The organism is Roseibium sp. ROS1 (assembly GCF_054658215.1).
In genome coordinates this window covers 1,132,678-1,154,603 of the sequence record NZ_BAAGIG010000002.1, presented here as the reverse complement: position 1 = coordinate 1,154,603, position 21,926 = coordinate 1,132,678, and the positions used below count along the sequence as shown (strand labels likewise).

Here is a 21,926-nt window from a genome sequence, read left to right as displayed (position 1 = left end):
TTGGGCGGGCGTATATTTTTGCCCGTACTGCCTATTTGACCGGTCGGAAACGTAGCATGTTAAACCGGATGTATTCGATACTGGACAGACGGCTTCGCCCCTTGCGAAATCATGTCTTCCTGGCTTTTCCCAAGCACAAGATCGCCTTTGCCCGTATCGCAGAACCTGCTTTTCAACTTCTGCGCCCGGTTCTTCATTGCCTTGCCGGTACCGACAAGCTCAAGGCCCTTTCCGGTTTTGATCTTCGGACCGCCGCCACGGAACGGCTGCTCTTCCACGGGAATGTGGAGTTACTGACAGCACGCGAACTCAAGCGGCGGCATCCCGAAATGAAAGTCGCGGCCTGGGTCCAGGATCCGATGCATCGGTTGGCCTACTGTTATGAGAAAGTCATCCTGAGTGCCGATCCGCTTCCGGCCTATTATGAAGAGCGCCAGTTCAATCAGGACATGACACCTCAGGAGTTCGTGTCACACGTTGCATCGATCTCGGACCTGGAAGCAGACAATCTGTTTCGCAGCCAGACAGCTGCCCTCACCTACAAAGGTATGTTGACGGCCGATCTGATCTTGCAGCTTGAAGATTTCGACCAGTCATTCGCAACTTTTCTTTCGGAAAGCTCTCTCAGGTTCCGCACGAAATCTCCTGTCGCGTATCACGTGGACAATTTTGTCGGCAGGGACACGTTGCTTTCCTTTACCGAAGACAGCCTGGTTCAGCAGCTGCGGCGGCGCTACAAGTCAGACTACGACCTGTTCTACAAACCGGCGGCTCTTTCTGCCTGACGCTGCGCAATTTTACGTAACGAATACCGGCTGAAGCGATACTTTCGGAAACACATACCTTCGTTTGCGCCTGCATTTTGGGCAACGCATACTGATTTTCCAGCCGATTTCATGAACCAACTTGGCTGCACTATTAACTGAGATGGCAAATCGTACTCAGAATTACTCGATTTTCTTGAGATTTTACCTCTCAAGCGCATTGACACCTGAGCGCATGAATGTAGGGTGTGCGCACATTGGCACCGGCGGTTCCCACGGCGCCGCCGATCAACAATCACAACATTCGGGCAAAGCGCTCCATGGCATTTAATACTCTCGGTCTTAGCGAGAAGGTCCTCGCTGCAGTTGAAGCAGCAGGTTATAAGGAACCCACGGCGATCCAGTCGGGAGCCATTCCGCAGGTGCTTGAGCGCCGCGACATCCTTGGCATTGCCCAGACCGGAACCGGCAAGACCGCAAGTTTCACACTGCCCATGCTGACGCTGCTCGAAAAAGGCCGCGCTCGTGCGCGGATGCCGCGTACGCTCATCCTGGAACCGACGCGCGAACTCGCTGCGCAGGTTGAAGAGAATTTCGCCAAATACGGCACCAACCATAAACTCAATGTCGCCCTGCTGATCGGCGGCGTCTCCTTTTCCGACCAGGACAAGAAGCTCGACCGTGGCACAGATGTTCTGATTGCGACGCCTGGCCGTCTGCTTGATCACTTCGAGCGCGGCAAGCTGTTGTTGCAGGGCGTTGAAATCCTCGTCATCGACGAAGCCGATCGTATGCTCGACATGGGCTTCATTCCGGATATCGAGCGGATCTGCAAACTGATCCCGTTCACTCGTCAGACTCTTTTCTTCTCGGCGACGATGCCACCGGAAATCCAGCGTCTGACAGAAACTTTCCTGCAGAACCCGGCCCGTATCGAAGTCGCCCCGACCTCGTCGACGGCTGAAAACGTCGCTCAGTTTCTGAAGGCAGCCGAGTCCAAGGACTACGAAAAGCGCGCAGCCCTGCGCGAACTGCTGGAAGGTGCTGAAGACCTCAAGAATGCGATTGTCTTCTGCAACCGCAAACGGGACGTGACGACGCTATACCGGTCTCTGGAGCGTCATGAATACAACGTCGGCGCTCTCCATGGCGACATGGACCAGCGTACACGCATGATGATGCTGGACAATTTCCGGAAGGGAACGATCAAGCTCCTCGTCGCAAGTGACGTTGCCGCGCGTGGCCTCGATATTCCCGAGGTCAGCCACGTCTTCAACTTCGATGTTCCGAGCAATGCCGAAGACTATGTCCACCGGATCGGCCGGACGGGCCGCGCCGGACGCAAGGGCACAGCCTTCACGCTCGTAACCGGTGAAGACCAGAAATACCTCGATGCCATTCAGACATTGATCAAGAAGGACATCGACTGGCTGGGCGATGCGATCGACTTCGAAGCTGCAGCACAGGAACGCAAGGCACGCCGCAAGGCCGGCAAGCCTTCCAGGAACGCACGGTCGAGCAACGACAACGAGGCTGCAGAACAACCCAAGCCTTCTAATCGTCGCCGGTCGCAGAGCAAGCCACGCGAAGTCGTGGAAGAGCAGATGGAGGAACTCCCGGAAATGCTGAACCCGACACCGGTCTCAAACCTGCCGCAACGGCAGACTGGCAAGCGCTCCAGAAACGATAAACTGGAACCTGCCTTCGGTGCTGGCGTTCACATTCCTGCGTTTCTCCTGCGTGAGCCGCGGCCTAAAAAGGCCTCGTAACGCCGAATTCTCTCCAGGTTTTGCTTTAAGCTTAACGGCTCCTTAAACCTTCCAGCCGAGTTTAAAACCTAGTTCTTGTGTCCGTGTGGGGCGGATTCGCAAGGCATGGGTGAGAGAAACTTGATGGCGGATGAAGACGACCATAAGCGGACTATCCAGTATGGAGAGTCCGCAATCAGTTACATCAAGAAGAATGTGCTGCCAGCCTACCCTCGTTCCTACGAGCTTTGGTACACTTACGCGGCTGGATACAATCAAGGCCTGAACAGGGCCGTCAATGAATCCATAAAATCCAACGGCAGGATCAGCACCGACGAGATGCTGACCCTTTATGGCCGTTTCCTGTCGCCGACACGGCTCGGTGATCGTCTGGATGAAGTTGGCTCCAAGGTTTCCCGGGAAGTTGAAGAACTGGTCGACACGCTAAAGCTGAGTGCCGACGCCACGTCCGATTATGGCACCGCGCTCGAGCAGGCTGGCGAAAAGATCAGGTCGGTTTCCGATCCGGAGAAACTACAGAACTATGTCACACATCTGGTGAAATCGACCCAGAATGCAGTTGCGTCCAACCGCAAGCTGGAGAGCCAGCTGCTTGAGTCCAAGAAACACATTGAGAACCTGCAGTCGTCACTGGAAGCGATCCGCTACGAATCCCTGACGGACGAGCTGACGACACTCAACAATCGCAAGCACTTCGAGAACTCGATTGAACGTGTCATCGATCAATCAAAGGAGAGCGGTCGTGGCTTCTCCTTGCTGATGACCGATATCGATCACTTCAAGAAGTTCAACGACACCTATGGCCACCAGACTGGCGACCAGGTTCTGCGACTTGTCGCACTTGCGGTTAAACAGAACATCAAGGCACAGGACATCGCCTGCCGGTATGGCGGTGAGGAATTTGCGATCATTCTGCCACATGTCGGGCTCGAAGATGCCGCCGAAATTGGCGAGAACATCCGAAATGCGGTGATGTCCAAAGAACTCGTGAAACGTTCAACGGGAGAAAATCTCGGCCGTGTGACCATCTCTGTCGGCATCGCAACCTACGAGAACATCGATACGGTCCATTCCATCGTTTCGCGCGCGGACGAAGCGCTCTACCTTGCAAAAGATGCCGGTCGAAACCTTGTGAAGACTGAAAAGGATCTTGCAGGAGTGGATCAGCGGGAAGACGTTGCCTGATCCAAGGCATCGTCCCCGATCAAGTATCGGGTCTCAAAATCCATCGGAAAAACAGGGGCTGAGCAGAAAACTGTCTCAGTCTTTTGCATTCAGCCCCATCTGCCAGAAATCACTTTCCAGGCGGCAGGCCTTCTCAAATATGGACAGGACCCGCGGATAGCGGTGCTCCGTCAACGTCTGGCCTGCAGTTCCGTCGAGCCAGGCGATAAAGCCCTTTGCGAGTTCCTGATAACCTTCGCTGGCGTATTCCCGGATCCAGCGTGCGTAGGGATTGCCATCGGTGTCGCAACCTTCCGCTGCCAGCCTGGCTCCAATTTCCGCATAACCAATTACGCAAGGTGCAAGAGCTGCCTGGAGGTCCAGGAGATCACCAGCCATACCGGCATCGAGCACAAAGCGCGTGTAAGCCATTGTGGGCGTGTCTTCTGGTGCCTGCTCGATCATGTCACGCTCCATGCCCCAACTGCGGCACATCTCGACATGCAGATCGAGTTCATCATCCAGAATCGCCTTTACCCCGTCCAGTGACTGACGCATGTCGGCGACTGACGGGCTTTTGTAGACGCCAAGCGCATAAGCGCGGGCGAACTGGATGAGAAACAGATAGTCCTGAACCAGGTAGTGCTTGAAACAAGATAGCGGCAGCGTTCCCGCGCCAAGCTGCTGAACAAATGCGTGACGGGTGTAGTCGGACCATTGCGGACCGGCGTCGGCCTTCAGCCGCTCGAAAAGGCTCATGAAAATCTCATCGAATAGATAGAAAGGCGCGATCAGCGTGCCAGGGCATTCAGGTCCGCAGCCTGAAGCGAAACGGATTCCCCACAGCCACAGGCGGACACTTCATTCGGGTTCTTGAAGATGAAGCCTGAACGGAACTTGGTCACTTCGAAGTCCATTTCCGTGCCGAGCAGAAAGAGCACGGCAGAAGGATCCACGAAGAGTTTCGCCCCCTTGTCTTCAACGGCATCATCACCTGGCCGCGCCGCATCCACCATTTCCATGGTGTATTCCATACCGGCACAGCCGCCCTTCTTGATACCGACACGCAAGCCGATCGCATTCTTGTCGGAGTTCTCGACAAGTTCCTTCACGCGCTCGGCGGCGGCGTCAGTCAGGGTCATCACCTGGAATTTAGCGGCGGAAGCCATATGATCCTCGTTCAGTGCAGCAAATGCTAAACCTGATATGGGGTTTCAGCTTATCCGATTAAAGGCTTGAAGCTCAATACCAGTTGAGCGCAACCTTCGCTTCGTCAGACATGCGATCGGGTGTCCAGGGAGGATCGAAGACCATATCGACGTTGACCGGCCCCACCCCGGCGACAGCAGAAACGGCATTTTCCACCCAGCCCGGCATTTCACCTGCCACAGGGCAGCCAGGGGCCGTCAGGGTCATGTCGATGTTGATCGACCTGTCGTCCTCGATATCGACCTTGTAGATCAGGCCAAGCTCATAGATGTCACACGGAATTTCCGGATCGTAGACCGTCTTCAGAGCACCGATGATATCGGTGGTCAGCTGGTCGAGTTCATTTGCCGGAATGGCGCTCTTGGCCGAGACTTCCGTCTGCAACTCTTCGCCGTCCGCGCCGGTATCGATTGTGGTAGCGTTTTCCATGGGGTCCGTCCTTACCCGAAAAAGCTCTGAGCCTTCAACAGGGCTTCATACAGCGCGTCCACTTCCGCACGCGTGTTGTAAAGCCCGAAGCTTGCCCGACATGTAGAGGTCACACCATATCTTGCCAAGAGCGGCTGTGCACAATGGGTCCCTGCCCGCACGGCGACCCCTGCACGGTCGATGATCGTGGCAACGTCGTGTGCGTGGGCGCCCTGCAGTTCGAACGAAACAATTGCGCCCTTGTCCGGCGCATCCCCGAAAATCCGCAGCGAATTGATCTCGCGCAGCTTCCGGTGGGCATAATCCTTCAGATCAGCTTCGTGGCGTGCAATGTTTTCACGGCCTATCGCATCCATATAGTCGAGAGCCGCGCCAAGACCGATTGCCTGCACGATCGGTGGCGTACCGGCCTCAAATCTGTGCGGCGGTTCATTATAGGTAACGAGGTCCTCGGTCACGTCGAGGATCATCTCGCCGCCACCGTTGAAGGGACGCAAGGCTTTCAACCGATCCGGCTTGCCCCACAAGACCCCGATGCCCGACGGCCCATAGACCTTGTGTCCCGTGAAGACATAGTAATCGCAGTCGATGTCCTGAACGTCGACAGGAAGATGTACGGCCGCCTGGCTTCCGTCCACAAGCACCGGGATGCCCCGTTCATGCGCGATCCGGCAAACTTCCTTCACCGGAACGACCGTGCCCAGAACATTCGACATGTGCGTGAGCGCAACCAGTCTTGTCTTGTCCGTCAAGGTATCAGCAAAGGCATCGAGATCGAACGAGCCATCCTCGCGAACATAGACCCATTTCAACTTCGCACCGTGACGCTCCCGATGGAAATGCCAAGGCACGATGTTGGAGTGGTGCTCCATGATCGACAGAACGATTTCACCGCCATCGGCAAAATAGTCGGGCCCGAGGCCATATGACACCAGGTTGATCGCTTCGGTCGTGGACTTGGTGAAAACCACCTCATCGACGGATCCGGCATTCAGGAAACGGCGCACTTTCTCGCGCGCGGCTTCATAATTGTCCGTTGCGGTATTCGACAGGAAATGCAGGCCACGATGAACGTTGGCGTACTCCTCCGAGTAAGCCTTGGTCACCGCATCTATCACCTGCTGGGGTTTCTGGGCGGAAGCACCGTTATCCAGATAGACCAGCGGCTTGCCGTAAACCTCCCGCGACAGGATCGGAAAATCCCGACGGATGGTTTCGACGTCGTAACCGGTGTTGCCGGCTGTTTCTTCTGCGGTCGCGACCGTCATGCGGCGCTGCTCCTTATTCCCGTTCGCTTCAGATGTCAGTGATTGGCAAGCCAGTCACGCACGCGCGCTTCCAGGCCTTCGGTCACATCGTCCTCGCCGTATTCTTCAATCGCTTCGGACAGGAAAGCGAGTACCAGAAGGGTCTTTGCCTCGTCTTCCGGAATGCCACGGGCACGAAGGTAGAAGAGCAGGTCTTCATCTATCTGTCCGCTGGTCGCACCATGAGCACACAATACGTCGTCCGCAAAAATCTCCAGCTCTGGCTTGTTCGCCATTTCCGCATCCTCGGAGAGGAGCAGAGCCTGGGTCATCATCTCGCCATCGGTTTTCTGCGCATGCTGGGCGACGTTGATGCGGCCCTGGTAGACCCCCCTGGCCTCGCCGTCCAGCACGGTCTTGAAGAACTCGCGGCTGTTGCAGTGTGGCACAGCATGATCGACGATCAGCGTCTGATCAGCCAGCGATTTACCGCCAGCCATGGTCACGCCGTAGATTTTCGCTTCCGAATTTTCGCCGGTAAAGTTGATGAATTGCTGGTTGCGCGTGAACTGCGGTCCAGCGATGAAGCCAAGCGATTTCAGCTCGGTTTCAGCGCCAAGCGTTGCGATTGTCGTAAACAGCTGCGCGGCGTCCGTCTTGCCGACGATCAATCGCGTGGCAGCAAGCGCTGCCTTGTCGGCGAGATCGTAGTCAAACACCGTGTTCAGTTCCCCTTCACCGGTATCTCCGACAAAGGTTTCCAGAAGACGTAATTTTGCGCCTTCGCCAAGTTCGATGCGGTTGCGGACGGCCTGCGCGCCCGTGGAAGTCGCCACCTGAACCAGCTCGACCGGCTTGGACACTTCCACGCCCGCCGCGACTGTCATGACGACGCCGCCTTGGAGGAAGGCAGTGTTCAAGGCAACGACACCGTCGGACGGTCCCGTCTTTGGCGACGCAATCAACTGGGTGCCTGTTTCGCCGGCAAGGGCTTCGGCAACACTTGTCAGGGTTACACCTTCGCTGGCGAGGGCTTCGACGTCGGAAAGCGCGGCAAGATAGGAACCGTTGGCGACGACGATACGGTAGCGGTCGAGATCTCCGAAACCGTCCTGTGTCTCGATCAGGCTTCTGGCCGCAGCTTCATCAGCCGATCCTGCGAGCGGGGCTGCTGACTTCATGTAGGCGCGCAGGTCGGAATACTTGTATTCCTCTACACGGCGATGCGGCAGTCCCCGGTCCCGAATCTGGCCGAGCGCCGCTTCGCGCAGAGCCTTGACGGCAACCGAGCCGGCCAAACCGTCTTTCGCGTTGTCGAAACGCTCCAGCAGGTCGCTTTCCGCCTGGGTGTGTTTGATGGGTGCGCTGGCGTTCATATCGCTTTGCTCCCTCAGGCGGCCGTGTCGACGTAGTCGGCGTAACCGTTCTTTTCCAGCTCCAGCGCCAAGTCCTTGTCGCCGGTCTTGACGATGCGGCCCTTGGACAGAACGTGGACGACATCCGGAACGATGTGGTCAAGCAGACGCTGATAGTGGGTGATCACCACCATGGCACGATCCGGACCGCGCAGTTTGTTCACGCCTTCGGAAACGATCCTGAGTGCGTCGATGTCGAGGCCGGAATCGGTCTCGTCGAGCACGCACAGCTTCGGTTCAAGCAAGGACATCTGCAGAATTTCCGCACGCTTCTTCTCGCCACCGGAGAAGCCCACATTAAGCGGGCGCTTCAGCATGTCCATGGACACGTTCAGGTGGCCGGCAGCCTCCTTGACGCGCTTCATGAAGTCCGGGATCGACAGCGTGTCCTCACCGCGTGCCTTGCGCTGTGCGTTCATCGCCGTCTTGAGAAATTCCATGGTGGCAACACCTGGAATCTCGATCGGGTACTGGAACGCCAGGAACAGGCCCGCAGCAGCGCGCTCATCCGGCTCCATCTCAAGGAGGTTTTCTCCGTTGAACAGGATCTCGCCTTCGGTAACCTCGTAGTCGTCCTTGCCGGCCAGGATGTAGGACAGCGTCGACTTGCCGGAACCGTTCGGGCCCATGATGGCGTGTACTTCGCCTGCATTGATGGTCAGATCGATGCCGCGCAGGATCTCTGTTTCGTCTTCCGCAATGCGGGCATGCAGGTTTTTGATCTCAAGCATTGAGATTGTTCCTCGTATTTCGGCGGGCATTCAAGGCCCAAATCAATTCGTAACTTTGCAGGCCCTCTAGCCCACGGATCCTTCCAGGCTGATCGAGATCAGCTTCTGTGCCTCGACGGCGAATTCCATCGGCAGCTGCTGGATGACGTCCTTGACGAAACCGTTGACGATCAGCGCCACGGCTTCTTCTTCGGAAAGGCCGCGCTGCAGGCAATAGAACATCTGGTCGTCCGAGATCTTCGAGGTGGTCGCCTCGTGTTCGAACTGGGCCGAGGCATTCTTGCTCTCGATGTAAGGCACGGTGTGAGCACCGCAGTCCTGGCCAATCAAGAGCGAGTCACACTGGGTGAAGTTGCGCGCATTCGAGGCCTTCCGGTGAGCGGAGACCAGGCCACGATAAGTGTTCTGGGACTTACCTGCGGAAATGCCCTTGGAAATGATCCGGCTGGAAGAGTTCTTGCCCAGATGGATCATCTTGGTGCCGCTGTCGACCTGCTGGTAGCCGTTGGAAACCGCGATCGAATAGAACTCACCACGCGAATTTTCGCCGCGCAGGATGCAGGACGGGTATTTCCAGGTAATCGCTGATCCGGTCTCGACCTGCGTCCAGGAGATCTTGGAATTCTTGCCGCGGCAGTCGCCACGCTTCGTGACGAAATTATAGATGCCGCCCTTGCCGTCCTTGTCGCCCGGGAACCAGTTCTGGACGGTGGAGTATTTGATCTCCGCATCATCCAGGGCCACCAGTTCAACGACAGCGGCATGAAGCTGGTTCTCGTCACGCTGAGGTGCCGTACAGCCTTCCAGGTAGGAGACGTAGGCGCCCTTCTCCGCGATGATCAGCGTACGTTCGAACTGTCCGGTGTTCTGTTCGTTGATACGGAAATAGGTCGACAGTTCCATTGGGCAGCGAACGCCTTCAGGCACATAGACAAAGGATCCGTCCGAAAAGACAGCCGAGTTCAGGGTCGCGTAGTAGTTGTCGGTCACCGGAACGACGGAACCGAGATACTTCTTCACCAGATCCGGATATTCGCGCAGTGCTTCGGAAATGGAGCAGAAGATGACGCCGGCTTTCTTCAGCTCTTCCTTGAACGTGGTCACGACGGAAACGGAATCGAACACAGCGTCGACCGCAACCCGGTTCTTCGGCTCGACACCGGCCAGGATTTCCTGCTCGCGCAGCGGAATACCGAGCTTTTCGTAGGTCGCCAGCAGTTCCGGATCGACTTCGTCCAGGCTTTTCGGGCCTTCGACGGATTTCGGGGACGCCCAGTAATAGAGGTCGTCGAGATCAATCTTCGGGTAGGAAACGCGCGCCCAGGTCGGCTCTTCCATCTGCTGAAAGCGGCGGAGCGCATCAAGGCGCCATTCCGTCATCCATTCCGGCTCGTTCTTTTTAGCCGACAGAAAGCGAACGGTTTCCTCGGATAGGCCTTTGGCGCCTTTTTCCGACTCGATATCGGTCACAAAGCCGTATTTATACTGGTCGACATCGATGGCTTTCACCGTATCGATGGTTTCCTGTACAGCTGGCATGTCTTGCCTCCATTCAACAGGCCTCGTGCCTGCTTTTGTTATTTCCTGCAGGGACCTTGTCACCTGCGCCATGTCTGGCAGCGAAGCTGCCTAAATCTTGTCGTCAAGCCGCCTGATGACGTGCTTGCGGATTGAGCCTGCCGACGATTTTCGGCCACAGCTCAAGGAACCTGTCGATATCGGCGCCGCTGGTATTCCACCCCATGCTGATACGCAAGGCGCAGCGGGCAAGATCTTCCGGAACGCCCATGGCTGTCAGCACATGAGACACGGACACCTTGCCGGAAGAACAGGCTGAACCGGATGAAACCGAGATATGGTCGAGATCGAAGGCGATCAGCGCGGTTTCTGCCGGAATGCCAGGAACGGCAAAGCAACAGGTGTTGGACAGTCTTTCAGCCTTGTCGCCAAAAATAACTGTCGAAGGACAAATCGCGCACAGCCCGGCTTCGAGCTTCGCCTTCATATCGCTCAAATGGCGCGTATCGGCGGATTCTTCAAGAGCGGCCTTGCTGGCAATACCGAAGCCGGCGATTGCCGAAACGTTTTCCGTGCCGCCACGGCGCCAGTTTTCCTGTCCACCACCAACCATCAAAGGCGCAGGAACCCGGGCTGTTGAGCGCACCACAACCGCGCCGATGCCTTGCGGACCACCGAACTTGTGAGCAGACACCGTCAGGACATCTGCCTTCCAGCTTTCCAGATCGATCGGCATCCGGCCGGCAGCCTGAACCGCGTCGACGTGAAAGAAGTGGCCGTGTCTTTCGGCAATGGCACCGATTTCGGCAAGAGGCTGGATGACACCGGTTTCATTGTTGGCGGCCATCACGGAAATGAGGCTTGGCCCGGCGTCCTTGACAGCCAGTTCGAGGGCACCGAGCTCAACACGGCCATCGCTGTCGACAGGTATGACCACCTGATCGGAAACCGCAAAGCGTCCGCCAGTCATCACGGAAGGATGCTCGATAGCGCTCCTGAACAACTTGTCGAGGTAAACGGGCGCTCCCTGGTCCTGCCAGGCCGGTGAAAGCGCCGTCATGTTCGCTTCCGTTCCGCCGGACACAAATGTCACAGCACGGTTCCTGGCGTTGCAAAGACGGGCGACCTGTTCGCGCGCAGTTTCAATGCGTCCACGCGCCTTGCGGCCGTGAGCGTGAACGGAGGATGCGTTGCCTGCATCATTCAGCACCTCGATCATGACCTCACGCGCGGTTTCGCGCAGAGGCGCGCCGGCGTTGTGGTCCAGATAGATCGGGGCTGACTGCTGCTGCATAGCGCCTCTTACGCTTGAACTCGAGTTTCGCAAAGAATCGAATTTCCGCTTTATTATCAGTCACATGTGCGAAAAACCTTGAATTTTTCCGCCATGATGACGATAACTGCCCCCAACCGGTCGAACCGAGCATCGTCTGCCTGTTGAGGGATGGTGCGAACTTTCGAATAATTCTAAACAGGGTTCTAGAAACTCGGAGACAAAGAGTCAAGTTTAGACTTACGGGAAACCACGTATCGTGAGCCCAAATTACCGCGCGATCTTCTTCTGCGCGACAAAATGACAAGGACATAGCGTTTCATGCCTGAGGTGATCTTCAACGGTCCCGCCGGCCGGCTTGAGGGCCGGTTCCATCCCGCCAGAAAACGCAACGCGCCCATTGCTCTGGTTCTGCATCTGCATCCGCAATTCGGCGGCACGATGAACAACCAGATCGTCTACCAGATGTACTACATGTTCGCCCGGCGCGGATTTGCAGTGCTGCGTTTCAACTTCCGCGGCGTCGGCCGTTCGCAAGGCTCCTTCGACCATGGCCAGGGCGAACTGTCCGATGCAGCGGCGGCTCTCGACTGGGTGCAGACCGTTCATACAGACGCCCGCGCCTGCTGGATTGCCGGTTTCTCGTTCGGTGCCTGGATCGGCATGCAGTTGCTGATGCGCCGCCCTGAAGTGGAAGGCTTCATCTCGGTCGCCCCACCAGCAAACCTGCACGACTTCTCTTTCCTGGCCCCCTGCCCGTCCTCCGGCCTGATCATTCATGGTGATAACGACAAGGTCGTTCCGCAGAAGGATGTGCAGACGCTGGTCGACAAGCTGAAAACCCAGAAAGGCATCGTGATCGATCACGAGACCATTCCGGGAGCCAACCATTTCTTCGAAAACGATATGGACGAGCTCATGCAGCGTTGCGGCACATATGTGGATGGGCGGCTTGGGCTGACGCCATCCGATTACGTCGACATCGACTGACACGACACCGAAGCCCGCCACCCGGCGGGCTTTTCATTTGTCCGAACGCCTGCGGTTCTCATGCCCGCCTCAACAGACAGTCTCGTCATCCGCTCGGCAAAGTCCGAAGATTTCCAGGGACTTTGCGCGCTCTATGCCCAACTGATTTCCAACGACATTGCCGCTGATGATGATTTTCGCCTCGAAACTTTTCACCAGATCCTGACGCAACAAGGTGTCGATTTGCTTGTCGGAGAACTGGCAGGCACATTGGTTGCGACCTGCATGCTGATTGTCGTGCCTAATCTGACGCGTGGCTGCGCACCATTCGCCCTTGTTGAAAATGTCGTTACACATGCCGACTGGCGGGGGAGCGGAATTGGAAAGGCACTACTTCGTGCTGCCACCGACAAGGCGTTTTCGGCCGGATGTTTCAAGGTGATGTTGCTGTCGGGTTCAGCCAACAAGGACGCTCATCGGTTCTACGAGAACCTCGGGTTCACCACCTCCAAGACTGGCTTTGAATTACGCGCTCCAGGGTACCCTGCACGCAATTGAGAGCAACCGCCAAGTCCCTGTAACAATTAGCAGACTGGACAGACCGGTATTTGCCTGCCTTGATTTCCCAGATTGAGAACCGGGAGGCGTGAACACGATGGCCGGCTACTTCGGGACGGAACAGCAAATTAAGCTCCAGCAGCGAGCGGAAGAACGTTACGGCTGGACCATGAAGACGCCCGGAGCCTGCTGCAATGTACGCACGCTCGGTACGGACGACCCTGATGCCCTGGGGCTCGACACCATTTTCGAAGTACTGGCAGAAGATGGCGTGTTCGGATTTCGCCTGCTTGAGAAAGCCCGTCAGCCCGACCTGGAAAACGCTCTGACAGAAAACGGCTACCGGCTGGACACTTGGGATGTCTTCGTGGGCGACACAAATGCGATCCGCGACGCAACAAGGCCGACCCTTTCAACCGCCCTTCCAGGCGGCATTCGCGCATTTTCAGAGCTTGACGGCGCAGAGGGTCCGCTGACGCGTTCGTTCCAGGAATTCATGGCAACGGCTGGAATCGCTCCGTTCTCAGGATCGTTCCTGAATGGCGATCATGGTGCGGTTGTTTCCGTCGGCTTGATGGATGACGCAGGTTGCCTTGCTGCTTGTGCCCACGCCTATCTGCCACACAATCATCACAGCCCCTATTACAATTATGCTTGGGGTGGTCTCGTTGCCGTTGCGCCTGAACATCGCGGTAAAGGGCTCGGCACTTACGTCAATGCGCTGATGGCGGACGCAGCACTGACACGACTTTCAGCGACACATGTCTATGAACTGGTAGCGGCAACGAACACAACATCACGCCGAATGGTCGAAGGTTGCGGGCTGTCTTTGTCGCAAGAACTCTATTCCGGGCTCGCGACCAGGGGAGCAGAACGGTTTACGCGATAAGACCCAAAGCCGTTTTCCGACTTTGGCCTACCCCTGGAAGGGTTTCGGACGCGGCACGCCCGGACCAGTATCCAGACCGTCGTCAGGTCCAGCCAATGGGTCTTCGCCCTCTGCAACGGTGCCTTTAATCGGAGGGCCGGCATAATCTTCTGGCGGCGGAACGCTTGAGGCAAGTTTACAATCGGTCAGCCAGATATCGTACACGGGGTGCTCAACCGCGTGGAGGCCCGGGCTGGCTGCAAACATCCAGCCGGAATAGATCCGCCGTACTTCGTTGTTGAGCGTGATTTCATCGACCTGAACAAAACCGGTCGTGAGAGGCGATTCTGTCTGAGGGCGCGTGTGACAGACCCTTGGTGTGACCTGCAGCGCACCGAACTGGACCGTTTCACCAATGTAAACATCGAAGGAGATGATACGTCCGGTGATCTTGTCGAGGCCCGAAAAGACGGCGACCGGGTTTTCGATCTTTTGAGCGTTTGCAGAAACCAGGGGCATGACCATCGCCATCGCCGCGATTCCAAGGCCTGCGCCCAGGCGCTTTACCGCTTTCATCGTGTCAAACTGGTCCGCCATCAGCTTCAATTCGATTCCTCAGGTGCTAAGCATACGTGTGTTCTTTTATGCGGCGCTAGCACCGAATTGCGGCCCGGAAAAGACAAAGCTCGTTCCGGGCCGAGAAATGATCTAGCCGATTTCCGCCAGACGACCGAGCGCCGTCTGGACCTTCTCCAGCTTTTCCTTGGATTCGGCAACTTTTTCGCGTTCGCCGTCAACAACCTCTTCGGGGGCCTTGGCAACGAATGCCGGGTTGGAAAGCTTCTTCTCGATCTTCGAGATCTCTCCTTCCAGCTTGCCGGCTTCCTTCTGAAGTCGGGTCTTTTCTGCACCAAGGTCGATGACCCCGGCGAGTGGCAGACAGACCGTGGCTTCGCCAACAATAATCTGGGCCGCTCCGGAGGGAGCTGCATCAGCCAGGGAAACGGTCTCTGCCCTTGCCAGACGAAGAATGGCAGATTCGTGGGTCTTGAGCCGAGCCTTGGTCTGTTCACTGGCCCCTGTGACGACCACGGAGACCTTCGCACCTGCCGGAATGTTCATTTCCGCGCGAACCGATCTGATTTCGGAAATCAGATCCACGAGCCAGTTGATCTCACCTGCCGCAGCCTCATCGGAAACCTTGGGCTCCGGCCAGGCAGTCAGCATCAGCAAGCCATCATGCGCGTTGCCTTCGTCTCCGAGACGCTCCCACAGTTCTTCCGTAAGGAACGGCATGATCGGATGCAGGACCTTCAGGATTTCGTCCAACGCCCATGCTGCCGTTGCCCGGGTTTCAGCCTTGGCAGCTTCATCATCACCGTTGAAGATCGGCTTTGCGAGTTCCAGGTACCAGTCGCAGAACGTGTTCCAGGTGAACCGATAGGCAGCACCGGATGCATCGTTGAACCGGAAGTCCTCGAGTGCCGCGGTCACCTCGGCGATACAGCGGCTTGCTTCCGTTGCGATCCAACGGTTGAGCGTGTGCTTGGTTGCTGCCGGGTCGAACCCTTCCATCCGGGCACAGCCGTTCATTTCGGCGAACCGGGCAGCGTTCCAGAGTTTGGTGGCAAAGCGCTGACCGCCTTCGGCTGCCTGGTCGGACATCCGAAGCATTCTGCGGGCCTGAACCTCCTGGCTCGCAAGCGCAAACCGGGTGGCATCGGCGCCGAAACGGCCGATCAGATCGAGAGGATCGATCACGTTGCCTGTCGACTTGGACATTTTCTTGCCCTTGCCGTCAACAACGATCGAGTTGAAGTAAACCGTGTGGAACGGCACTTCGTCCATGAAATGAATGCCCTGCATCATCATCCGGGCAACCCAGAAGAAGATGATGTCGAGACCCGTGATGAGCACATCCGTCTTGTAGTAGCGCTCGAGTTCCGGCGTCTTGTGTGGCCAACCAAGCGTCGAAAACGGCCAGAGCGCAGAGGAGAACCACGTGTCCAGGACGTCCTCGTCGCGCGTCAGCGCCTTGCCGCCTGCCATTGCAACGGCCTCTTCCTCGGAATGCGCGCAGTATTCCTTGCCATCTTCATCGTACCAGACAGGGATCTGATGGCCCCACCAGAGCTGGCGGGAAATACACCAGGGCTGAATGTCGTTGAGCCAGTTGAAATAGACCTTGTCGGCGTTGCCGGGAATGAGCTTGGTCGTGCCGTCCTGAACGGCTTTCAGGGCGGGAGCCGCCAGTGTCTTGGCATCGACAAACCATTGGTCCGTCAGCATAGGCTCAATGACGACCTTGGAGCGGTCTCCGAACGGCTGCATGATCTTCTTGGATTCAACCAGCGGCAACCGCTCCGGTGCTTCCGCGCCTTCCTCCAGCGGACGAACGACGGCCCGGCCAAGCGTGTTCCATTCAGGGGCCTGCCCCTTCATCCAGGCAACGTCCGGATGATCCGCCGGCGCCGTAACTGCCAGACCTTCCGCCGTGATCTGTTCAATAACGCGTTTGCGCGCCTCGAACCGGTCAAGTCCGCGCAGATCGTCCGGAACGATGTTGATGAGATCGACCTCTTGAATGGTCATCTCTGCACCATCGATGATTGCCTGGGCCTTGGCAGCCTCTTCGACATAAGGCGCACCATCGGCGCGCATCGCACCCTTGGTGTCCATCAGGCGGTACATCGGGATCTTGTTGCGCTGAGCGACACCATAGTCGTTGAAATCATGTGCACCGGTGATCTTGACCGCCCCCGAGCCGAAATCCGGATCCGGATATTCGTCGGTGATGATCGGGATCAGACGGCGATGTTCCTTCGGCCCGACCGGGATTTCGCAGAGTTTGCCGACAATTGGCTTGTAACGCTCATCGTCCGGATGAACGGCAACGGCACCGTCACCCAGCATGGTTTCCGGCCGCGTCGTGGCAATCGAAATATAGTCACGGGTCTCGCGAAGGGTGATGTTCCCCTCTTCGTCTTTCTCGACGTATTCATAGGTCGCGCCACCGGCCAGCGGGTAGCGGAAGTGCCACATGTGTCCGTCGGTTTCGATGTTCTCGACCTCGAGATCCGAAATGGCTGTCTCCATCTTCGGATCCCAGTTGACGAGCCGCTTGGACTTGTAGATCAGGCCCTCGTTGTAGAGGTCGACAAAAACCTTGCGGACGGCCTCCGACAGGCCTTCGTCCATGGTGAATCGCTCACGTGACCAATCGCATGATGCGCCCAGACGCTTGAGCTGAGCGATAATCGCGCTGCCGACTTCTCCCTTGTAGCGCCACGCACGCTGCACGAATGCCTCGCGGCCGATCTCTGTGCGGCTCGGCTCGTTGCGTTCGGCCATCTGTCTTTCGACAGCGATCTGAAGCGCGATCCCCGCATGGTCGGTGCCCGGCTGCCAAAGGGTGTCAAAGCCCTGCATGCGCTTCCAGCGGATCAGGATGTCCTGAAGCGTGTTGTTGAGAGCATGCCCCATGTGCAGCGAACCGTTTACGTTCGGCGGCGGAATTACGATGGAAAAGGAGGCTGCGCCCTCTTTGGCACCAGCTCCGGCCTTGAAGGCCTCCGCCTTTTCCCAGGTTTCGTAAATCCGCGGCTCAACGCTGGCCGCATCGTAGGTCTTATCCAGCATCAGGGTCACTCAATGGGAGAATGAATTTCGATTTTCGTGAAGCACCGTGTAAATCGGATGCGCTGCCGCAAGTCAACCGCCTATGCGGGGCAAACCTGCTGCTCGGTAGCGCTTTTGATAGGTGAAGTACCGGTCTGCCGATCAGAACTTGGGTTGAATGACGTTTGCTGCGATAAGCGGGTCATGACCGTTTCAATCCGTCCGCACCACCTGCTTTGCATGCTGACCTATCTGGGCAAAGGTTATACGCCGGCCTTTGTCCAAAATTACAGCACAATCGTTCAGCGCCTGAATGAAGGTGAACCCATTGAGCTGGTAGAAGGTCCAGACACCTTGTGCCAGCCAATGTTGGACGAACCGGGGTGCCATTGTCGAAATGAAAGCGTTCGCAACAGGGACCGGACAGCGGCCGCTGATATTGCACTGGTGCTCGGACGCCCTCTTGAAAAGGGCAATTCCATCATTTTGGACCGACAGACCCTGTCTTTTCTGAGGGATGCGTTCTCAAACGGTTCAATCCGCAAGGCTTGCCAAGGCTGCGAATGGCAGAATATGTGCTCAGCGATTGCCAGAAACGAATTCAGGGGATGCCATCTGACACCCCCTGACTGAAATCTTCGGACAAATCCGGCCTAGCGCCGGCGCGTCACGCGCTGAATTTCCTTTTGAACCATCTGCTCGACCATGCCAGGCAGGTTCTGGTCCAGCCATGCCTTCAGCATCGGCCGCAGCATTTCCTTGACCAGCTCCTCAACAGTCTGCGCCTGCGAGCCAACAAACATGTTCGACAGGTTGTCGAATGCCGCGTGAACGGCTTCACCGGTGTTCTGCGATGTCAGAGGGGCATCGTCCGCCACATTCGGCAAATCGTCAGGCACCGGCCGAGCGGCCATCACAGGCTCAGGGTCGAAAACAGGTTCCGGTTCGGGGTCAAATTCAGGAGCAGGTGGAGCCGCGAAGGAAATGTCTCCTTCGTCGCCGTCCAGGTCCTCTGCCATTCCTTCGACAATGTCCATCGCATCATCGTCAGGAATCGCAAGTTCCTCGGTCAGCTCCAGAACGTCTTCGCCTTCGTCTTCTTCGGCATCCGCAGCCATGGCTGCAGCCATGTCATCCGCGTCGTCGTCTTCTACCGGAAGGTCGTCTTCATCATCGTCGCTGCTCATGTCGAACAGCTTGTCGAGATCGTCCTGGGACATTTCGGAGGCATTGCCCATATCGTCCGCCGCCTCTTCTTCTACTGGTGTCTCTACGGGTTCGCTGCTGCCGCTTTCGCCGTCTTCGGCTCCCTGGGAGTCCTCATCGGATATGATTCGGCGGATCGACGCGAGGATTTCCTCCATCGACGGCTCATCAGCCTTCTTCGCCTGCGCCATGACTTCCCCCGTACTTACCGGCTACGCTCAGGAACAGTCTGTTCCATCAAAATGATTCGTTAACCGAAATTATGCGGGTCAATAAGAAACGCGCAAAGTGAACGCGCCCCGAAGCATCGCCTTATCCCCTTTTTAGTCGGGAATTACCGATCAAGGGTGGAATTCGGCAAGGCGTTTCACGTCATCCTTCGTAAATTTGTCAGGATGTTCAGCCGAATAACAAAAGCGGCTGAAGATCTTTCGACCGTCAGCCGCCATCGTGAAGAATATAAGTTACCAGTTTCTTACCGGCCATCCGGCGTGCGCAGACCAAACCACTGGTCCCGCACAGCCTCGTAATGCTGCTTCGGATTGTAGCGGGCAACGTTGAGGCCAAGTGATTCAGCGTCCAACCGGCCAATCGAAGCAACCAGCTGATATCCACTGACAATCCGGTTGCGCTGCGCTGTTACGAGATTGGACTGCTGAATGACCAGTTCGCGCTGAGCGTCAAGAACGTCGAGCGTGGTGCGCTGACCGACGCGCTGCTCTTCAATAACGCCTTCCAGAGCCAGCTGTTGTGCTTCGACGGCGGCCTGGGCTGCAACGATGGAAGCTTCTGCCGCCTGGTAGTTACCCCAGGCGGAAATGACGTTGGCGCGAATCTGATCGCGCGCCACATCCAGCTGCAGACGGGTCTGACCCAGCTCTTCCTTGGCCTGCCGCACACGCGACGACACGCCACCACCCTGGTAGAGCGGAATGCTGACGTTACCGAAGATCTGCGCATTATCGCTGTAGTCGGTCGTTGCAGACGGGTTCCACGATCTGGAAATGCTGCCATCCAAGGTGACGGTCGGCAGAAGTTCGCCTTCGATCGTTTTGGTGTTGAAAATGGCGGCATCGACAAGGTGTTGCGCCTGACGGATCAACGGCTGATGTGTTTCACTCAGCTGCATCGCCTCGTCAATGGACTTGGGAACGTAACGGCTGATTGACGTATCCGCCGACAGGCTGCGTGCCTCAACTCCGATCACCTGACGGTAGATGGCGCGGCTTGTATTCAGGTTGGCCATCGCGGTGTTGAGGCTGGCGCGGGCTTCGGCAGCGCGGGCTTCCGCCTGGCTGACGTCCGTCCGGGTGCCCTCACCTACGTCGAACCGGTCACGTGCGGCTCTTACCTGTTCCTGAAGGAAGGCAAGGTCGCTGCGCTGAAGCGATACCAGAGCCGTATCCCTGATCACATCCACGTAGGACGTTGCCGCATCCAGCAGCGTGTCCTGCTCCGTCGACATCAGGCTTTCACGCTGAGCACGCACGACAGCTTCTGCCTGACGGGTGGAATTGATCGTCCGGAAGCCGCGGAACAGGGTCTGACTGATCGTCAGCGAGATCGACGCATTGTTGCGATAGTCGATCGCCGAGTCGGCCCCGGCTGCGAGGCGTCCGGCCGCTGCGGATGCTGTCACGGTTGGCCGCCAGCCCGTCAGTGCCTGAGGCACATTCTCATCCACACCACGAAGCTGCGCACGCGCCGCGTTCAAGGTGGGATTGTTCGAATAGGCAAGCGCCAGCGATTCTCTGATGGTTTCAGCATCAGCGGGAGACAGGGAGGCACCGGTCAAGGCGGTGGCGGAAACGCCACCCAACAGGCCAATAGCAATGGTCAAAACTTTTAGAGTTGAACGACCAGACACCCCACACTCCTTCCGGGTCAACCTACTTGATCCTGTTGAGTAAACTGATGGGTGTTATTCTTCAACCGTTTGAGAGCGGATAATTGCGAATTTCCGCGAGTGCGGCTTAATGGCAACAAGTTATCGCTGCGTTAAGCCATTTCTCCGCTTTTAAAGCAAAAACCCGCCATCATTCGGCGGGTTTCTGTCAGTCCGGACCAAATTGATCGCTCAGAAAACGAATTCGTCAGCCTTGTCGAAGCCAGGAAGCACGCTAACAGAGGCATTGAAACCGAATCGGCTGCTCACCGCAGAACCCGATTTCTGGAAGAGTTTGGCGACGCCAGCACCACCGCGTCCTTCAATCACCGCCAGACGTCCTGTCGGCTTCAGCTGGTCAGTCAGGGCCTTTGGCAGCACCTCGACGGCTCCGTCCACGAAAATGACGTCGTAAGGGCCTTCGGAAGAATAGCCCGCTGCCAGCGCACCTTCCACGACAACCGCATTTTCGATGCCGAGATCGACCAGAACCTCGGTTGCCGTCTTGGCAAGGTCCGGATTTTCCTCAAGAGCCACGACGGAAGCAGCAAGTTTGGAAACGACTGCAGCGCTGTAACCGGTGCCAGCTCCAATGACCAGAACGACATCGCCTTCCCGGATATCCGCCAGTTGAACCAGCTTTCCGAAAATATGCGGCTTCATCAGCATCCGGCCGGTTTCGACTGCTCCAATCGGCAGATCTTCGTCGATATAGGCAACGGCACGTTTGGATGCGGGAACGAAGCGCTCGCGCGGCACCACTTCCATTGCGTCCAGGATCCGGTGATCGGTCACATCGTTGGTGCGCAGCTGGTTATCCACCATCTTGCGGCGGGACTGATTAAAGTCCGTCATATCGGCCCTCACTTTGACATGCCGGATTACCGGCGCCTCTTGAGAAACGTTCATTAGCGATGCAAAGGCTGCCTGACAAGTATCCGCGCGAGCAGATCCTGCGATGGCACCCGGTTTCTGCGGAAAATAAGCAGCAACTCATGGCTTTCCTCAAATCGATAATCGGCAACGGTGGAAATGTGTACGACGTTGAAAACAGGGCTTGACCAAATCGCGCAACTGTTTGATAAGGCGCGGCACACCACCTAGGGGCCCTGTGGCGGAGTGGTGACGCAGCGGATTGCAAATCCGTGTACACCGGTTCGATTCCGGTCGGGGCCTCCAGACACTTTTTCAGATCATTGCACGTTTTCAGGCGTTCGTTGTCTTGAACGAAGCCGATGCTACATCTTTCCGTTGCGTCATGTTAGCTTCTGTCCAGAAGCCTTGAAAAAGGGGATGTGCCATG

At 57.0% G+C, this 21,926-nt stretch carries 20 protein-coding genes and 1 tRNA gene; 8 read left to right on the top strand and 13 right to left on the bottom strand.

The window, feature by feature from the left end; all coding sequences use genetic code 11:
* Positions 1 to 56: 56 nt before the first annotated feature.
* The 3 genes from ACYQ6M_RS13400 to ACYQ6M_RS13390 all read left to right on the top strand — a co-directional run bounded on the left by ACYQ6M_RS13400 (position 57) and on the right by ACYQ6M_RS13390 (position 3,718).
* The gene (locus ACYQ6M_RS13400; protein ID WP_139314249.1) at positions 57 to 785 is read left to right on the top strand and encodes a sulfotransferase family 2 domain-containing protein; all 729 of its coding nucleotides are present in this window, start codon (positions 57 to 59) and stop codon (positions 783 to 785) included.
* 299 nt (positions 786 to 1,084) lie between these two features.
* Positions 1,085 to 2,533, top strand: a complete 1,449-nt coding sequence (locus ACYQ6M_RS13395; protein WP_055654145.1) for a DEAD/DEAH box helicase — start codon at positions 1,085 to 1,087, stop codon at positions 2,531 to 2,533.
* A gap of 123 nt (positions 2,534 to 2,656) precedes the next feature.
* A complete protein-coding gene (locus ACYQ6M_RS13390) occupies positions 2,657 to 3,718 on the top strand; it encodes a GGDEF domain-containing protein (RefSeq protein ID WP_022998740.1) in 1,062 nt (353 codons plus the stop codon).
* Between the two features lie 75 nt (positions 3,719 to 3,793).
* On the opposite strand, the gene tenA is transcribed toward ACYQ6M_RS13390, so the two are convergent.
* From tenA to ACYQ6M_RS13350, 8 genes are all read right to left on the bottom strand, one after another.
* Positions 3,794 to 4,456 (bottom strand): thiaminase II, encoded by a 663-nt coding sequence (gene tenA, locus ACYQ6M_RS13385; protein WP_447238041.1) that lies wholly within the window; start codon positions 4,454 to 4,456, stop codon positions 3,794 to 3,796.
* Positions 4,457 to 4,488: 32 nt separating this feature from the next.
* Entirely contained in the window at positions 4,489 to 4,866 is a 378-nt protein-coding gene (gene sufA, locus ACYQ6M_RS13380) for a Fe-S cluster assembly scaffold SufA (RefSeq protein ID WP_022998742.1), read from the bottom strand.
* Positions 4,867 to 4,939: 73 nt separating this feature from the next.
* Entirely contained in the window at positions 4,940 to 5,335 is a 396-nt protein-coding gene (locus ACYQ6M_RS13375; RefSeq protein WP_006933232.1) for an SUF system Fe-S cluster assembly protein, read from the bottom strand.
* Between the two features lie 11 nt (positions 5,336 to 5,346).
* Positions 5,347 to 6,603, bottom strand: a complete 1,257-nt coding sequence (locus ACYQ6M_RS13370; protein WP_447238040.1) for a cysteine desulfurase — start codon at positions 6,601 to 6,603, stop codon at positions 5,347 to 5,349.
* Between the two features lie 35 nt (positions 6,604 to 6,638).
* On the bottom strand, positions 6,639 to 7,958 hold the full coding sequence (locus ACYQ6M_RS13365) for a SufB/SufD family protein (RefSeq protein ID WP_460074287.1): 1,320 nt from the start codon (positions 7,956 to 7,958) through the stop codon (positions 6,639 to 6,641).
* Between the two features lie 14 nt (positions 7,959 to 7,972).
* Positions 7,973 to 8,728 carry a Fe-S cluster assembly ATPase SufC gene (sufC, locus tag ACYQ6M_RS13360; protein ID WP_460074286.1) on the bottom strand — a complete coding sequence of 252 codons (756 nt, stop codon included), beginning with the start codon at positions 8,726 to 8,728 and terminating at the stop codon, positions 7,973 to 7,975.
* A gap of 66 nt (positions 8,729 to 8,794) precedes the next feature.
* Entirely contained in the window at positions 8,795 to 10,267 is a 1,473-nt protein-coding gene (sufB, locus tag ACYQ6M_RS13355) for a Fe-S cluster assembly protein SufB (RefSeq protein ID WP_031268546.1), read from the bottom strand.
* A 103-nt stretch (positions 10,268 to 10,370) separates the two neighbouring features.
* Positions 10,371 to 11,540, bottom strand: coding sequence for a cysteine desulfurase family protein (locus ACYQ6M_RS13350; protein WP_460074285.1), 1,170 nt, complete (start codon positions 11,538 to 11,540; stop codon positions 10,371 to 10,373).
* A gap of 300 nt (positions 11,541 to 11,840) precedes the next feature.
* On the opposite strand from ACYQ6M_RS13350, the gene ACYQ6M_RS13345 reads away from it, so the two are divergent.
* The 3 genes from ACYQ6M_RS13345 to ACYQ6M_RS13335 all read left to right on the top strand — a co-directional run bounded on the left by ACYQ6M_RS13345 (position 11,841) and on the right by ACYQ6M_RS13335 (position 13,935).
* Positions 11,841 to 12,509 (top strand): alpha/beta hydrolase, encoded by a 669-nt coding sequence (locus ACYQ6M_RS13345; protein WP_022998747.1) that lies wholly within the window; start codon positions 11,841 to 11,843, stop codon positions 12,507 to 12,509.
* Between the two features lie 60 nt (positions 12,510 to 12,569).
* On the top strand, positions 12,570 to 13,046 hold the full coding sequence (locus ACYQ6M_RS13340) for an N-acetyltransferase family protein (protein WP_460074284.1): 477 nt from the start codon (positions 12,570 to 12,572) through the stop codon (positions 13,044 to 13,046).
* A 97-nt stretch (positions 13,047 to 13,143) separates the two neighbouring features.
* Entirely contained in the window at positions 13,144 to 13,935 is a 792-nt protein-coding gene (locus tag ACYQ6M_RS13335; RefSeq protein WP_460074282.1) for a GNAT family N-acetyltransferase, read from the top strand.
* 27 nt (positions 13,936 to 13,962) lie between these two features.
* Here the strand turns inward: ACYQ6M_RS13335 and ACYQ6M_RS13330 are convergent, their stop codons facing one another.
* On the bottom strand, positions 13,963 to 14,511 hold the full coding sequence (locus ACYQ6M_RS13330; protein WP_022998750.1) for a DUF2155 domain-containing protein: 549 nt from the start codon (positions 14,509 to 14,511) through the stop codon (positions 13,963 to 13,965).
* Positions 14,512 to 14,622: 111 nt separating this feature from the next.
* Positions 14,623 to 17,553 (bottom strand): valine--tRNA ligase, encoded by a 2,931-nt coding sequence (locus ACYQ6M_RS13325; RefSeq protein WP_460074281.1) that lies wholly within the window; start codon positions 17,551 to 17,553, stop codon positions 14,623 to 14,625.
* 183 nt (positions 17,554 to 17,736) lie between these two features.
* Here ACYQ6M_RS13325 and ACYQ6M_RS13320 point away from each other — a divergent pair, with 183 nt between their 5' ends.
* On the top strand, positions 17,737 to 18,165 hold the full coding sequence (locus tag ACYQ6M_RS13320) for a DUF1284 domain-containing protein (protein ID WP_460074280.1): 429 nt from the start codon (positions 17,737 to 17,739) through the stop codon (positions 18,163 to 18,165).
* A 20-nt stretch (positions 18,166 to 18,185) separates the two neighbouring features.
* On the opposite strand, the gene ACYQ6M_RS13315 is transcribed toward ACYQ6M_RS13320, so the two are convergent.
* The 3 genes from ACYQ6M_RS13315 to ACYQ6M_RS13305 all read right to left on the bottom strand — a co-directional run bounded on the left by ACYQ6M_RS13315 (position 18,186) and on the right by ACYQ6M_RS13305 (position 21,478).
* Positions 18,186 to 18,929 (bottom strand): PopZ family protein, encoded by a 744-nt coding sequence (locus ACYQ6M_RS13315; RefSeq protein WP_022998753.1) that lies wholly within the window; start codon positions 18,927 to 18,929, stop codon positions 18,186 to 18,188.
* Between the two features lie 284 nt (positions 18,930 to 19,213).
* On the bottom strand, positions 19,214 to 20,605 hold the full coding sequence (locus ACYQ6M_RS13310) for a TolC family outer membrane protein (RefSeq protein WP_228148040.1): 1,392 nt from the start codon (positions 20,603 to 20,605) through the stop codon (positions 19,214 to 19,216).
* 210 nt (positions 20,606 to 20,815) lie between these two features.
* Positions 20,816 to 21,478 (bottom strand): protein-L-isoaspartate O-methyltransferase family protein, encoded by a 663-nt coding sequence (locus ACYQ6M_RS13305; protein ID WP_460074279.1) that lies wholly within the window; start codon positions 21,476 to 21,478, stop codon positions 20,816 to 20,818.
* A 250-nt stretch (positions 21,479 to 21,728) separates the two neighbouring features.
* Between ACYQ6M_RS13305 and ACYQ6M_RS13300 the strand changes: the two genes are divergently transcribed.
* A tRNA-Cys gene (locus ACYQ6M_RS13300) sits at positions 21,729 to 21,802 on the top strand.
* Positions 21,803 to 21,926 lie beyond the last annotated feature (124 nt).